Origin of the sequence: Curtobacterium sp. MCBA15_007, assembly GCF_001864905.1 — a bacterium.
Lineage (GTDB): Bacteria > Actinomycetota > Actinomycetes > Actinomycetales > Microbacteriaceae > Curtobacterium > Curtobacterium poinsettiae.
Map to the genome: position 1 here is coordinate 617,933 of NZ_MJGM01000001.1, position 12,885 is coordinate 630,817.

The following is a 12,885-nucleotide window of genomic DNA, read 5'->3' on the forward strand; positions in this document are numbered from 1 at the left end:
GTCCCGCACAGCACCGCACCGGCGGTGCGAGCGTCCCGCACGAGCACCGCACCCGACGGTGCGAGCATTCCGCACGTCCCCTGTCATGATGGATCGCGTGACCGAGCCCGTGCACCCCACCGACCAGCGTCGCCTGCGGCTGACGTCCGTCCTGCCGGTCTGGGTGCTGGCGGTCGTCGGGGCGGTGCTCGTCCTGACCCTGGCCGAGCGTGACTCGTTCGCCTGGCTGCTGCTCGTCTTCGTCGCCTGCGTCATGGTCAGCTTCGTGCTGCAGCTCATCACCGCCACCAAGGACGGGCTGGTCGAACGGATCAGCATCGCGTCGTCCGGGGCGTTCGTCGTGGTGCTCGTCACCGCGGTGGTGCTCCTGGTGCGTTGAGCCGAGCCGCGTAGACTCCGGACCATGGATTCGCTGCTTGCGCTCGAGCTCTTCTACGTCGGCCTCCTCGGCCTGGCGTCGCTCGCGATCGCGTTCATCTCGGTGGTCGTCGTCGTGAAGCTGTTCAAGGGTCAGCGTTGATCGAGCTGCCCGAAGGCCTCGCCCCCGAACTGGTCCCGCTGTCGTGGCTGGTCGGCGTGTGGGAGGGCACCGGTGTGGTCGAGTACCCGGTCGGTGACGACGACGAGGTCCGGAACTACGAGTTCGGCCAGCGCGTCAGCTTCAGCCACGACGGCCTGCCCTACCTGAACTACTCGTCCACCACGTGGCTGCTCGACGACGACCACACCCCGCTCGCCGCCGAGATGGGCTACTGGCGGATCGACCGTCCGACCGAGCCCGGCGACCGCGGCCCCGCGATGCTCCTGGGCGACGGTCCTACCCCCTTCAGCACGGTCGAGAGCGTCGAGGCGCTCCGCAACACGACCGACGGCTTCGACGTCGAGGCCGCGATCATCCACCCGACGGGCGTCAACGAGCTCTACGTCGGCCGTGTGCTGAAGGGCCGGATCGACCTGTCGACCGACGCCGTGCTGCGCTCGCCGAACGCGAAGGACTACTCCGCCGCGACCCGCCTGTACGGCCTGGTCGAGGGCAAGCTCTTCTGGGCGTGGGACATCGCCGCGCTCGGCCGTGAACTCACCTCGCACGCCTCGGGGCAGCTCGCGAAGGTCGAGTGATGTCGGTGTTCGCCGCGCGGGACGGCTTCGTCGCGGCCGATTCGGTCGCCGCGCACTTCGGCAACCCGATCGGGGAGCAGCGCCTGCTGTCCCGCGGCCGCGCCGTCGTCGAGCTCGGTCTGGGTGTCGTCACGGTCTCCGGGCCGGACCGCCTGTCGTGGCTCAACTCGATCACCTCGCAGCAGCTCACCGGGTTGCCCACGGGCGTCAGCACCGAGACGCTCGTGCTCGACCAGGCCGGACGCGTCGAGCACGCGGCCCGGATCGTGGACGACGGTGCGACCGCCTGGCTGCTCTCCGAGCGCCCTGACGCTGCGCCGCTCGCCGGCTGGCTCGACTCGATGCGCTTCATGCTCCGGGTCGAGGTCGCCGACCGTTCGGCCGACTTCGTCACCCTCGGCTGGCTCGGCGAGGCCGCACCGTTCGCCTCCGTCGAACTGCCCGAACCACCCGTCGTCGAGTGGGTCGACCCGTGGGGCGTCGTCACGCCCGGCGGGTGGGGCTACGCCGCCCAGGAGGCCCACCCCGGCTCCGACTGGACCCTCCGCATCGCCGTGGTCACCCCCGGCACCGCGGCCGCGATCGCCGCGTCGGACGTCCCCGTCGCGGGGCTCCTGGCGTACGAGGCGTTGCGGATCGCCGCCTGGCGACCGGTCCTGTCCGACGTCGACGAGCGGACGATCCCGCACGAGCTCGACTGGCTGCGTTCCGCCGTGCACCTGTCGAAGGGCTGCTACCGCGGGCAGGAGACCGTCGCCAAGGTCCACAACCTCGGGCACCCGCCGCGTCGGGCCGTGCTGCTGCACCTGGACGGGTCCGACGGCGTGCTGCCGGCACCCGGCACCCCCGTGCTGCTCGACGACAAGCAGGTCGGTCGGCTGTCGGCGTCGGCGATCCACCACGAGCTCGGTCCGATCGGGCTCGCCGTGGTCAAGCGTTCCCTCGACCCCACCGCGACCCTGCGGCTCGAGGCCGACGACGTCGTGGTGACCGCGGCGCAGGAGACCATCGTCCCGCCCGAGGCCGGTGCGACGGCGAACGTCCCGCGCCTGCCCCGTCTCGGAGCCGTGAAGCGCTCCTAGCCTGCGCGTTGACGGTCGCAAGACACCGGTGTTCGCCGGTCGCACCGCGGTTCGCGGGTGTTCGGAGCGCGAACACCGGTGTTCTGCGCCGCTGCGTCAGGCGGGCTCGACGGCCGACCAGGGGACGCTGAGCTCGCCGAGCCGCCACCTGGTCACGCCGTGCAGCACCGGCCACCCGCGGCCGCGCATGCCGCGCACCGTGGCGATCCACCGCTGCCGGGGTCCGTACGTGCCGAGCGGAGCCGCGACCGCCCACGACAGGTCGAGGTCGCCGAGGAACGCGTGCACCCGTTCGCCGGGCACGTTGCGGTGGATCAGGGCCTTCGGCAGGCGCTCCGCGACGATGGAGGGCACGTCGAGCCCGGCGAGCCGGAGCGACACCGTGAAGGTCCGTGGCGCGACGTCGTCGAGCGTGACCCACGATGCGACCCGGCCGACCTCGTTGCAGGTCCCCTCGACGAGCGCACCGCCGGGCTGCAGCCGGTCCTGCATGATCCGCCACGACCCGACCACCGCGGACTCGTCGTACTGCCGGAGCACGTTGAACGCCCGGATGACGGCTGGCCGGCGCTGCCCGGGCGTCGGCGTCTCGAAGCCACCCAGGCGGAAGGTCACGCCGTCGCGGGTCCCGGCGTTCGCGAGCGCGACCCGCGAGGGCTCGATCTCGATGCCGGTCACCTCGACGTCCGGTCGGACGGCCGCCAGCCGGTCGCGGAGCTCGAGGGTGGTGGTCGGCGATGCCCCGTAGCCGACGTCGGCGACGAGCGGGTCGTCCGTCCGGCGCAGCACCGGCAGGGTCGCGATCCACCGGTCGACGCGGCGGAGCCGGTTGTACCCGGTCGTCCCGCGCGTCACGTTCCCGATGGGCATGCGTCAAGGGTACGGGGCCGGTACCGCTCGGTAGACTCGGAGGCATGACCTCCACGCTCGTCCTGCTCCGTCACGGCAACAGTGACTGGAACCAGAAGAACCTGTTCACCGGTTGGGTCGACGTCCGGCTCAGCGAGCTGGGCGAGAAGGAGGCGAAGCGCGCCGGCGACCTCATCGCCGAGTCCGGCATCGTCCCCGACGTCCTGTACACCTCGCTCCTGACCCGCGCGATCCAGACCGCGGACATCGCGCTGCTGCAGGCCGACCTGGCCTGGCTGCCGGTGAAGCGCGACTGGCGCCTCAACGAGCGCCACTACGGCGCCCTGCAGGGCAAGGACAAGGCCCAGACCCTCGCCGAGTACGGCGAGCAGCAGTTCATGGAGTGGCGCCGCTCGTTCGACGTCCCGCCGCCGCCCATCGCAGACGACGCCGAGTGGTCGCAGTCCGGTGACCGCCGCTACGCCGAGCTCGGCGACCAGCTGCCCCGCACCGAGTCGCTCAAGCTCGTGATCGACCGCCTGCTGCCGTACTGGGAGTCCGACATCACGAAGGACCTCGCCGCCGGAAAGACCGTGCTCGTCACTGCCCACGGCAACTCGCTGCGTGCGCTCGTGAAGCACCTCGACGGCATCTCCGACGACGACATCGCCGGTCTGAACATCCCGACCGGCATCCCGCTGGTGTACGAGCTCGACGACGACTTCACGCCGACGAAGCCCGCGTACTACCTGGACCCCGAGGCCGCCGCTGCCGGCGCCGCCGCCGTGGCCGCCCAGGGCGCCAAGAAGTAGCGCCCACGCAGAACGCCCCGTCCGGCATCCGGGCGGGGCGTTGGTGCGTGTGCCGTGCTTCCCGGAAGCGACAGTGGGCCGCCAACGTTCCGCCGACTCCTGTCGCTCTGCCAGGAGGAACGGATCGCCCCGTCGACGACGTGTCGCTTCGGCAGCATGGTCGGCTCGACGAGCCGTGGCTGGTCAGACGAAGTGCGACGCGATCTCCTGCACCAGGGCCCCGACGTCGTAGGGCTTCGTGGTGTCGACCCGGATCACCGGGACACCGGCGAGCCCGACCGGGTGCGCGTCGTCGCCGTGCTCGTCCCAGAAGGCCAGCACGTCGGCCATGTCCCCGTGCACCTCGTGCCGCACCGGCACGGTGCCCGGGTCGTACCGGTCCCGCAGCCGCTGCTCGGCCGTGACGCGGTCCGTGTCGCACCACACCTCGACGGCGCGCGGCGACCCGGCGGAGGCGAGCCCGGCCTCCAGGCGGTCCCGGTCGCGGGACGGCAGCCAGACGGCGTCGAGGACGACCCCGTTCTCGACGGCCCGGGCCATGGACCACATCGTGTCCATGGCGATGCCGCCGAGCGGACGGGAGGCGATCATCGGGCCGACGACGTCGGCCAGGGGCTCCTTGATGCGGTCCTTCGACAGGAACGGGCAGCCGAGCACCTCGGCGAGTGCCGTGCCGATCGTGCTCTTGCCGGAACCGGGCATGCCGTTGACGATGATCGCGACCTGGGCCATGCCACGATCCTCGCAGACCGATCGGGTCGGGTCAGACCGCCGCGGTCGAGGTGGACGCGCCGGTCCAGTCGCCGGTCGCCAGGTACTCGACCTTCTTCGCGATCGAGACCGCGTGGTCGGCGAAGCGCTCGTGGTAGCGGGAGGCCAGGGTGGCGTCGACCGTGTCGATCGGGCCGCCCTTCCAGGCCTCGCCGAGCACGAAGTCGAAGACGCTGGCGTGCAGCTCGTCGACGGCGTCGTCCTCGTCGCGGATCTCGGCCGACAGTGCGATGTCCTCGGTGGCGAGCAGGCGCGTGAGCTTCTGCGCCATCGCGACGTCGTGCTTGCCCATCTCCTTGAAGGTGCTGCGGAGGCCCTTCGGCACGACCTTCTCGGGGAAGCGCTGGCGGGCGAGCTGCGCGATGTGCTCGGCCATGTCTCCCATGCGCTCCAGCGAGGAGCTGACGCGCAGGGCGGTGACGACGACGCGCAGGTCGCGGGCCACCGGCGCCTGGCGGGCCAGGATGTCGATCGCGATCTCGTCGAGGCTGTTCGCAGCGAGGTCGATCTTCTCGTCGTCGGCGATCACCTCTTCGGCGAGGGCGACGTCGGAGTCGCCGAAGGCCTGCGTGGCTCGGGTGATGGCGGACTCGACGAGCCCGGCGATCTCGGTCAGTCGCTCCTGGACGTCCTGGAGTTCCTGCTGGAAGACTTCGCGCATGGGGGAGTACCTCTCTCTGCGTACCGGACGAGTGTCGTCAGCGCAGGTGAACGAACGGTGACGCGGGGCTGAACGCTTCGCGTTCTGGCCTTCCGCGGACGGTGAACGGTACCGGAACCCCGCATGACCATCCCTACACTGGCGGCATGGACAACGCGTGGCTCGTGCCACTGTCGATGCTCCTCGGCGGGGTCTTCGGCGCGGGCGTCGTGGTGCTGATCATCACCGCCGAGCGCACGGCACGTGCTGCCGACGTGGCGGAGCGGACCCTGCCGGACGGTGTCGCAGCGGTCATCTCGACGATGCACAACCCGGCGGTCGTCATCGACCCGTCGAACACCGTCGTCGCGGCATCGCCCCAGGCACTCACCGCGGGGCTCGTCGTGCGCCGACGTCTGGTGCACCAGGAACTGCTCGGCCTGATCGACCGGGTGCGCAAGAGCGGGGAGATGGGGGCGGAGGACCTCGAGCTGCCACGCGGCCGCCACGGGGAGCTCATCGGCTACCTCAGCTTCCGCGCGGCCCAGCTGGGCAACCGGTACGTCCTGCTCACCGCGGACGACCTGACCGAGAGCCGCCGCATCGACGAGGTCCGCCGCGACTTCGTCGCCAACATCTCGCACGAGCTGAAGACCCCGATCGGTGCCATCGGGCTGCTGTCGGAGACGCTCGTGCTCGCCGCCGACGACCCCGCGCACGTCAAGAAGTTCGCCGCGCAGCTCATCACCGAGTCCGAGCGGCTCGGGGCGCTGACGAAGGACATCATCGAGCTGTCCCGCCTGCAGTCGGTCGACGCGCTCGAGAACAGCGAGGAGACCGGCATCGACAAGATCGTGCAGGCCGCCATCGACGGCAACGAGGTCGTCGCCCGCGCCCGGTCGATCGAGATCATCCGCGCCAAGAAGTCGAAGCTGCGGGTGATGGGCGACCCGGGCCTGCTGCAGGTCGCGGTGTCGAACCTCATCGCCAACGCGGTGAAGTACTCGCCGGACGGCACCCGCGTCGGTGTGGGCGTCCGGTCGTCGAAGGGCTTCGTCGAGATCGCCGTCACCGACCAGGGTGTCGGCATCCCCGAGGCCGACCTCGACCGCGTCTTCGAACGGTTCTACCGTGTCGATCCCGCACGGTCGCGCGCCACCGGGGGCACCGGCCTCGGGCTCGCGATCGTCAAGCACGTCGTCAGCAACCACGGTGGTGACGTGCGCGTCTGGTCGCAGTCCGGCAAGGGCTCGACCTTCACCATCCGTCTGCCCGAGGCAGATCCCGAACTGACCACAGCCCTCGAAGAGCAACTGGAAGAGCAGCCATCGTGACCAAGATCCTCATCGTCGACGACGAGCCGGCCCTGAGCGAGCCCCTGGAGTTCCTGCTGCAGCGTGAGGGGTACGAGACCTCCGTCGCTGCCGACGGCGTGACAGCGCTGTCGAAGTTCGACACGGAGAACCCCGACCTGGTGCTCCTCGACCTCATGCTGCCGGGCCTGAGCGGCACCGAGGTGTGCCGGCAGATCCGGACCCGCTCGAACGCGCCGATCATCATGCTGACCGCGAAGGACTCGGAGGTGGACATCGTCGTCGGGCTCGAACTCGGCGCCGACGACTACGTCACGAAGCCGTACTCCACGCGGGAGCTCCTGGCCCGGATCCGTGCGGTGCTCCGCCGGCGTACCGAGGACGACCCGGCCGACAGCGGCATCCTGCAGGTCGGCGGCATCCGGATGGACGTCGAGCGCCACACGGTGTCCGTCGACGGGTCCGAGACGCCGATGCCGCTCAAGGAGTTCGAGCTCCTCGAGCTGCTGCTCCGGAACGCCGGCCGCGTGCTGACCCGTGGTCAGCTCATCGACCGGGTCTGGGGGTCCGACTACTTCGGCGACACCAAGACCCTCGACGTGCACATCAAGCGCATCCGCTCGAAGATCGAGCGGGTCCCGTCGACCCCCGAGATCCTGGTGACGGTCCGCGGTCTCGGCTACCGCATCGAGGCGTAGGCCCCGCGACCGGTCACGACTCACCGCGCGTCGTCCTGGGAGTGGTCGCAAGTCGTCGCCTCCGGCGCCTTGCAGTGACGGTTCGTGACCACTCGACGAGTGGTCTGCGACGAGTCATGACCGGGCCGCGCGCGAGGGCGCGCGCGACGGCTGGCGACGGCTGGCGACGGCTGGCGACGGCTGGTGTGTGCACCGCACGGACAGGAGGCCCGGTGCCGGTCCCTGGGACCGGCACCGGGCCTCCCGGTCTGCAGTGGTCGAGCGTCGCGTCAGCGCGTCAGCGCGGACGGACTACTGGCCGTCCGTCGGCGTGGCCGTCGGGGTCGAGGTCGGCAGCGTGACCGTGTCGGTCGGCTCCGGGGTCGGGCTCGGCGCGAGGGTCTGGTACTCCTCCTGCGAGCTGGTCAGCACCGGCACGTTCGCCGAGGTGCCCTCGGCGTCGGGGTAGCTGAAGTAGACCTTGACGAGCGACCCGGGCTTCGCGTCCGCGTTGTCGAACACGATCGGCTCGGCGTCGGCGGCGGTGGTGCCCTGGGTGGTGTCGCCCTCTTGCACGCTCGACTCGGCGTCGCTGCCCGCACCCGCTGCCATGGCGAGGTCGACGTGGCTGTTCGCCGGCACGTCGACGGTCTGGGTGTCGCCGCCGATCTCGATCGAGACGGTGTAGTCGTCCTGGTCGTCGTTGTTCACGAGCGTGCCGATGAAGCGGGCGCTCTCGCCGTCGTCCGAGATCAGCAGGGCGTTCCGCACGTCGACCTTGCCGGTCGAGACGTCCACGCCGTCGGTGATCTGCTTGATGTCGACGGTGTGGGCCGGCGACATGAACTCGCACCCGGTGGCGCCGAGCGCGATGGTTGCCGCAACGGCGACGGACACGAGTACCCGAGGTCGCAAGAGATTCCTCCGTAAGTCACGATGGGGACCGGGCGGTCCCCGCGCCCATCCTAGCGATCACCGGGAGGGGTGAGCGTTGAGGGTCCCCTTACCGGAACGGCCCTTGTGGTAAACTGGAGGTCTGGGAACGGAGCCTGATACATGCAATTCGAGGTCGGCGAGACCGTCGTCTACCCCCATCACGGGGCGGCAACCATCTCTGAAGTCAAGACTCGCGTCATCAAGGGCGAGGAAAAGGTCTACCTGAAGCTGCGGGTGACGCAGGGCGACCTGACGATCGAGGTCCCGGCGGACAACGTCGACCTGGTCGGTGTCCGTGACGTGATCGGCAAGGAAGGGCTCGACAAGGTGTTCGAGGTCCTCCGGGCGCCGTTCACCGAAGAGCCCACGAACTGGTCACGCCGGTACAAGGCGAACCTCGAGAAGCTCGCTTCCGGTGACGTCATCAAGGTGTCCGAGGTCGTCCGCGACCTCTGGCGGCGCGATCAGGACCGCGGGCTCTCCGCGGGTGAGAAGCGGATGCTGGCCAAGGCCCGGCAGATCCTGATCTCCGAGCTCGCGCTGGCCGAGAAGACCGACGAGGACAAGGCATCGACCGTCCTCGACGAGGTCCTGGCCTCCTGAACGCCTGAACGCTGAACCACTGAGCGCGACAGCACGAACGACGACCGCACGGTTCCCCGACGGGGTGGACCGGGCGGTCGTCGTCGTTGCAGCGGGGTCCGGCACCCGGCTCGGCATCGGGACGGCGAAGGCGTTCGTGCCCGTGGCCGGTTCGCTGATGCTCGCGCGGGCACTCGAGCCCCTGTTCGCGTTGCCGTCGCCGACGCTCGTCGTCGTGGTCGCACCGGCGTCGCACCTGGACGAGTGCCGGCAGGTGGTCGGTTCCGTCGCGGGTGCTGCGGTCGCGTACACGGCCGTCGTGGCCGGAGGCGCGGATCGCCACGGTTCGGTCGAGGCCGGCCTGGCCGTGCTGCCGGACTCCGTCACCACGGTGCTCGTGCACGACGCGGCACGGTGCCTGACACCCGCGGCGCAGTTCGCGCGGGTGTTCGACGCCGTCGCCGCCGGGGACGGTGCGGGCGTCGTGCCGGCACTCCCCGTCACGGACACCGTGAAGCGCGTCGACGGTGACGTCGTCGTCGAGACCGTCGACCGTGCCGCACTCGTCGGGGTGCAGACGCCGCAGGGCTTCCCCCTCGCCGCACTCCGGCGGGCGTACGCGGTTTCGTCGCAGTCCGAGACGGACGATGCCGGCGTGTTCCAGGCCGTCGGGGGCACCGTCCGGTTTGTACCGGGTGACGCCGACGCCTTCAAGATCACGACGCCGTGGGACCTCGGCCGGGCCGAGTCGATCGCGCGGGCGCGGTCCGAAGCCGGTGCTGGTGCTGGTGCGGCGGGTGCCGGCCAGGCGGACACCGTCGCGGTCCGACTCGGGCTCGGGGTGGACGTGCACGCCTTCGACGACGCCTCGCCCTGCCGCGTCGGGCTGCTCGACTTCCCCGGCGAACCCGGGCTCTCCGGGCACAGCGACGGCGACGCGGTGGCGCACGCGGTGTGCGACGCCCTGCTCTCCGCCGGGGGCCTCGGCGACATCGGCGGCCGCTTCGGCACCGCCGACCCGCAGTACGCCGGCGCCACGGGCGACGTCTTCGTCCGCGGCGCGGTCACGCTGCTCGCCGACGCGGGGCTCGTGCCGGTGTCGGTCACCGTGCAGGTCATCGGCAACCGGCCGCGCATCGGTCGTCGCCGTGACGAGATGCAGGACGCCCTGTCCGCCGTGGTCGGCGCACCCGTGGCGGTGTCCGGCACCACGACGGACGGACTCGGGTTCACCGGCCGCGGTGAGGGGCTCGCCGCGATCGCCACCGCGCTCGTGCGTCCCTCCTGAAACCGCGGCCCCGCGCCGATTAGGGTTGAGGCGTGACCGTTCGCCTCTACGACTCCCGCGCCGCAGCCGTCGTCGACCTCGTGCCCCTGGTCGACGGACACGTGAGCGTCTACGTCTGTGGGCCGACGGTGCAGTCGTCGCCGCACATCGGGCACCTGCGGTCCGCGCTGGTCTACGACATCTGGCGCCGGTGGCTCACCCACCGCGGGTACCGGGTGACCCTGGTGCGCAACGTCACCGACATCGACGACAAGGTCCTCGACCTGGCTGCCGGCACGGACGAGGCGTGGTTCGCACGCGCCTACCGGGTCGAGCTCGAGTTCACCGCCGCGTACAACGCCCTCGGCATCCTGCCCCCGACCTACGAGCCGCGGGCCACGGCGAGCGTGCCGCAGATGCACGAGATCATCCAGCGTCTCATCGACCGCGGGCACGCCTACGCCGCCGACGACGGCTCGGGCGACGTCTACTTCGACACCGGCAGCTGGGCCGACTACGGGGTGCTCACCCGGCAGCGGCGCGAGGACATGGTCGAGGCTGCCGACGCCGATCCGCGTGGCAAGCGCGACGCCCGTGACTTCGCGCTCTGGAAGGGTGCGAAGCCCGGCGAACCGTCGACCGCCAACTGGGACTCCCCGTGGGGCGCCGGCCGTCCGGGCTGGCACATCGAGTGCTCGGCGATGTCACGTCGGTACCTCGGCCCCGCGTTCGACATCCACGGCGGCGGGCTCGACCTGCGCTTCCCGCACCACGAGAACGAGCTCGCGCAGTCCACGGCCGCTGGGGACCCGTTCGCGTCGTACTGGCTGCACAACGGCCTGGTGACGGTCGAGGGGCAGAAGATGTCGAAGTCGCTCGGCAACTCGATCTTCGCCGCGGACTTCATCGGGTCTGCTCGTCCCGCGGTCGTCCGGTATTTCCTCGGCGCCGCCCACTACCGCTCGTCGATCGACCACCACGAGGGCTCCCTGGCCGAGGCCGAGGCGGCGTACGACCGCATCGCCGGGTTCCTGGAGCGCGCCGAGCCCCGGCTCGAGGGCGTCCACCTCACCGATGCCCCATCCGTGCCCGAGGCCTTCGCCGCGGCCATGGACGACGACCTCTCCGTGCCCCAGGCCCTGGCCGTGCTGCACGAGACCGTGCGCACCGGCAACGCCGCCCTGGACGCCGACGATGCGGAAACGCTCGGGACCGCGTACCATCAGGTGGCTGCGATGGTGGAGGTGCTCGGCATCGACCCGCGAGCCGCCCACTGGTCGGGCGGCGGCCACGACACCTCGGCAGGCCCGCTCGCCGCCCTCGTCGAACGCCTCGTGCAGGAGCGCGCGGACGCCAGGGCAGCACGGGACTTCACCGCGGCCGACCGCGTGCGCGACGACCTCGCCGCCGCGGGCATCACGATCGAGGACACGCCGTCCGGAACACGCTGGAGCATCGCCTGAACACGGCAGTGCCGAACAGGAGCTACGCATGAAGAACGTCTCGGGAAGCAAGAAGGGTCGGCCCGGCGCCGTCCGCGCCGGTCGCAAGGGCAACAAGCAGGTCGGTTCCGGCGGACAGGGCGCGCAGGCGCTCGAGGGCCGCAAGCCGACCCCGAAGGCCGAGGACCGCCCGTACCACCCCGCGGGCAAGCGCAAGGCCGCGAAGGACCGCTTCGAGGCGGCCAAGGGTCGGCACGGTTCCTCGAGCACCCCGCAGGGTCGCACCGGCCGTCCGCCGGCACGCAAGACCGACGACTCCGAGCTGGTGACCGGGCGCAACTCGGTGCTCGAGGCGCTGCGCACGAAGACCCCGTCGTCGACGCTCTACATCGCGTCGCGCATCGAGGTCGACGACCGTGTGAAGGAGATCCTCGCGCTCGCGAACCACCGTGGCGTGCCGATCATCGAGCTCATGCGTCCCGAGCTCGACCGCATCACCGGGCACGACAGCGTGCACCAGGGCGTCGCCCTCAAGGTGCCGGCGTACCAGTACGCCGTGTCCGAGGACATCGTCGAGCAGGCGTTCTCGCGCGACCAGGTCCCGCTGCTCGTCGCCCTCGACGGCATCACGGACCCCCGCAACCTCGGTGCGATCATCCGCTCGACCGCGGCCTTCGGTGGACACGGCGTCATCGTGCCGCAGCGTCGCTCGGTCGGTGTGACGGCGTCGGCGTGGAAGACCTCGGCCGGTGCCGCGGCCCGCACCCCCGTCGCGATGGCCCCGAACCTGACGCAGACCCTGAAGTCGCTCAAGTCGATGGGCCTGTTCGTCCTCGGCCTCGACGGCGACGGTGACGTGGAGCTCGACGGCCTCGAGCTCGCCGACCGCCCGATCGTGATCGTCGTCGGTTCCGAGGGCAAGGGCCTGTCGCGCCTGGTCACCGAGACCTGCGACGCCATCGTGTCGATCCCGATCTCGAGCGCCACCGAGTCCCTGAACGCCGGCATCGCCGCGAGCGTCACCCTGTGGGAGGTCGCGCGGCGCCGCCGCACCGCGTAGCCCCGGCGCTTCGTCCGCAGCAACGGTCGCCTCCCCTCGTGGGAGGCGGCCGTTCCTGCGTGCGGCGCCGGCCGGGGCAGGCCCGACGGGTCAGGACACGTCGGATGATGCCCGCCGGCAGGTCACGAGTCGTCGCTGCGCGACGCCGCAGGCGACGGTTCGTGACCTGCCGGCGTGCACCTGGCGGGGTGTCGTGACCGCTCGACGTCCAACGGCACCACCGGCGGTGCAGGTGACGGTCTGGAGGGCCGGCACCGGTCTCCGGGACGCACGCCGGGCCTCCAGGCGGTCGCGTTCTCGAACCCCGAGCGGTCACGGCCCGTCGGCGGGTGTCG

Annotated in this window: 14 protein-coding genes; 10 read left to right on the forward strand and 4 right to left on the reverse strand. The window is 71.1% G+C overall.

The genetic code is table 11. The features are described 5' to 3' along the window. Positions 1 to 97: 97 nt before the first annotated feature. From BIU95_RS02940 to BIU95_RS02950, 3 genes are all read left to right on the forward strand, one after another. Entirely contained in the window at positions 98 to 379 is a 282-nt protein-coding gene (locus BIU95_RS02940) for a hypothetical protein (protein ID WP_139179606.1), read from the forward strand. Between the two features lie 137 nt (positions 380 to 516). Then, positions 517 to 1,119, forward strand: a complete 603-nt coding sequence (locus tag BIU95_RS02945) for an FABP family protein (RefSeq protein WP_071250278.1) — start codon at positions 517 to 519, stop codon at positions 1,117 to 1,119. Next, positions 1,119 to 2,201 carry a folate-binding protein YgfZ gene (locus BIU95_RS02950; protein WP_071250280.1) on the forward strand — a complete coding sequence of 361 codons (1,083 nt, stop codon included), beginning with the start codon at positions 1,119 to 1,121 and terminating at the stop codon, positions 2,199 to 2,201. The genes BIU95_RS02945 and BIU95_RS02950 overlap by 1 nt, the downstream gene beginning before the upstream one ends. 96 nt (positions 2,202 to 2,297) lie before the next feature. Here the strand turns inward: BIU95_RS02950 and BIU95_RS02955 are convergent, their stop codons facing one another. Then, positions 2,298 to 3,071 carry an SAM-dependent methyltransferase gene (locus BIU95_RS02955; protein WP_017888073.1) on the reverse strand — a complete coding sequence of 258 codons (774 nt, stop codon included), beginning with the start codon at positions 3,069 to 3,071 and terminating at the stop codon, positions 2,298 to 2,300. Between the two features lie 44 nt (positions 3,072 to 3,115). On the opposite strand from BIU95_RS02955, the gene BIU95_RS02960 reads away from it, so the two are divergent. Further along, entirely contained in the window at positions 3,116 to 3,862 is a 747-nt protein-coding gene (locus BIU95_RS02960; protein ID WP_017888072.1) for a phosphoglyceromutase, read from the forward strand. A gap of 183 nt (positions 3,863 to 4,045) precedes the next feature. Here the strand turns inward: BIU95_RS02960 and BIU95_RS02965 are convergent, their stop codons facing one another. Both BIU95_RS02965 and phoU read right to left on the reverse strand, forming a co-directional pair. Further along, the gene (locus BIU95_RS02965; protein ID WP_017888071.1) at positions 4,046 to 4,594 is read right to left on the reverse strand and encodes an AAA family ATPase; all 549 of its coding nucleotides are present in this window, start codon (positions 4,592 to 4,594) and stop codon (positions 4,046 to 4,048) included. A gap of 31 nt (positions 4,595 to 4,625) precedes the next feature. Then, on the reverse strand, positions 4,626 to 5,294 hold the full coding sequence (gene phoU, locus BIU95_RS02970) for a phosphate signaling complex protein PhoU (protein WP_017888070.1): 669 nt from the start codon (positions 5,292 to 5,294) through the stop codon (positions 4,626 to 4,628). 146 nt (positions 5,295 to 5,440) lie between these two features. Between phoU and BIU95_RS02975 the strand changes: the two genes are divergently transcribed. Next, on the forward strand, positions 5,441 to 6,607 hold the full coding sequence (locus BIU95_RS02975; protein WP_017888069.1) for a cell wall metabolism sensor histidine kinase WalK: 1,167 nt from the start codon (positions 5,441 to 5,443) through the stop codon (positions 6,605 to 6,607). Further along, the gene (locus BIU95_RS02980; protein WP_017888068.1) at positions 6,604 to 7,284 is read left to right on the forward strand and encodes a response regulator transcription factor; all 681 of its coding nucleotides are present in this window, start codon (positions 6,604 to 6,606) and stop codon (positions 7,282 to 7,284) included. Before BIU95_RS02975 ends, BIU95_RS02980 begins: the two co-directional genes overlap by 4 nt. Before the next feature lie 291 nt (positions 7,285 to 7,575). Here the strand turns inward: BIU95_RS02980 and BIU95_RS02985 are convergent, their stop codons facing one another. After that, positions 7,576 to 8,178 (reverse strand): hypothetical protein, encoded by a 603-nt coding sequence (locus BIU95_RS02985; protein ID WP_140448501.1) that lies wholly within the window; start codon positions 8,176 to 8,178, stop codon positions 7,576 to 7,578. Between the two features lie 141 nt (positions 8,179 to 8,319). On the opposite strand from BIU95_RS02985, the gene BIU95_RS02990 reads away from it, so the two are divergent. The 4 genes from BIU95_RS02990 (at position 8,320) to rlmB (ending at position 12,550) form a co-directional block, all read left to right on the forward strand. After that, entirely contained in the window at positions 8,320 to 8,802 is a 483-nt protein-coding gene (locus tag BIU95_RS02990) for a CarD family transcriptional regulator (protein WP_017888066.1), read from the forward strand. Between the two features lie 64 nt (positions 8,803 to 8,866). Then, positions 8,867 to 10,069 carry a 2-C-methyl-D-erythritol 4-phosphate cytidylyltransferase gene (gene ispD / locus BIU95_RS02995; protein ID WP_071250282.1) on the forward strand — a complete coding sequence of 401 codons (1,203 nt, stop codon included), beginning with the start codon at positions 8,867 to 8,869 and terminating at the stop codon, positions 10,067 to 10,069. A gap of 32 nt (positions 10,070 to 10,101) precedes the next feature. Next, on the forward strand, positions 10,102 to 11,511 hold the full coding sequence (cysS, locus tag BIU95_RS03000) for a cysteine--tRNA ligase (RefSeq protein WP_042539317.1): 1,410 nt from the start codon (positions 10,102 to 10,104) through the stop codon (positions 11,509 to 11,511). A gap of 28 nt (positions 11,512 to 11,539) precedes the next feature. Further along, positions 11,540 to 12,550 (forward strand): 23S rRNA (guanosine(2251)-2'-O)-methyltransferase RlmB, encoded by a 1,011-nt coding sequence (gene rlmB / locus BIU95_RS03005; RefSeq protein ID WP_017888063.1) that lies wholly within the window; start codon positions 11,540 to 11,542, stop codon positions 12,548 to 12,550. Positions 12,551 to 12,885: the final 335 nt, after the last annotated feature.

What these genes read in the sequence shown, in the direction of transcription:
- phoU (WP_017888070.1), bottom strand. Translation starts at nt 5,294, where the DNA reads ATGCGCGAAGTCTTCCAGCAGGAACTCCAGGACGTCCAGGAGCGACTG.
- BIU95_RS02975 (WP_017888069.1), top strand. Translation starts at nt 5,441, where the DNA reads ATGGACAACGCGTGGCTCGTGCCACTGTCGATGCTCCTCGGCGGGGTC.
- BIU95_RS02955 (WP_017888073.1), bottom strand. Translation starts at nt 3,071, where the DNA reads ATGCCCATCGGGAACGTGACGCGCGGGACGACCGGGTACAACCGGCTC.
- BIU95_RS02950 (WP_071250280.1), top strand. Translation starts at nt 1,119, where the DNA reads ATGTCGGTGTTCGCCGCGCGGGACGGCTTCGTCGCGGCCGATTCGGTC.
- BIU95_RS02965 (WP_017888071.1), bottom strand. Translation starts at nt 4,594, where the DNA reads ATGGCCCAGGTCGCGATCATCGTCAACGGCATGCCCGGTTCCGGCAAG.
- BIU95_RS02960 (WP_017888072.1), top strand. Translation starts at nt 3,116, where the DNA reads ATGACCTCCACGCTCGTCCTGCTCCGTCACGGCAACAGTGACTGGAAC.
- rlmB (WP_017888063.1), top strand. Translation starts at nt 11,540, where the DNA reads ATGAAGAACGTCTCGGGAAGCAAGAAGGGTCGGCCCGGCGCCGTCCGC.
- BIU95_RS02990 (WP_017888066.1), top strand. Translation starts at nt 8,320, where the DNA reads ATGCAATTCGAGGTCGGCGAGACCGTCGTCTACCCCCATCACGGGGCG.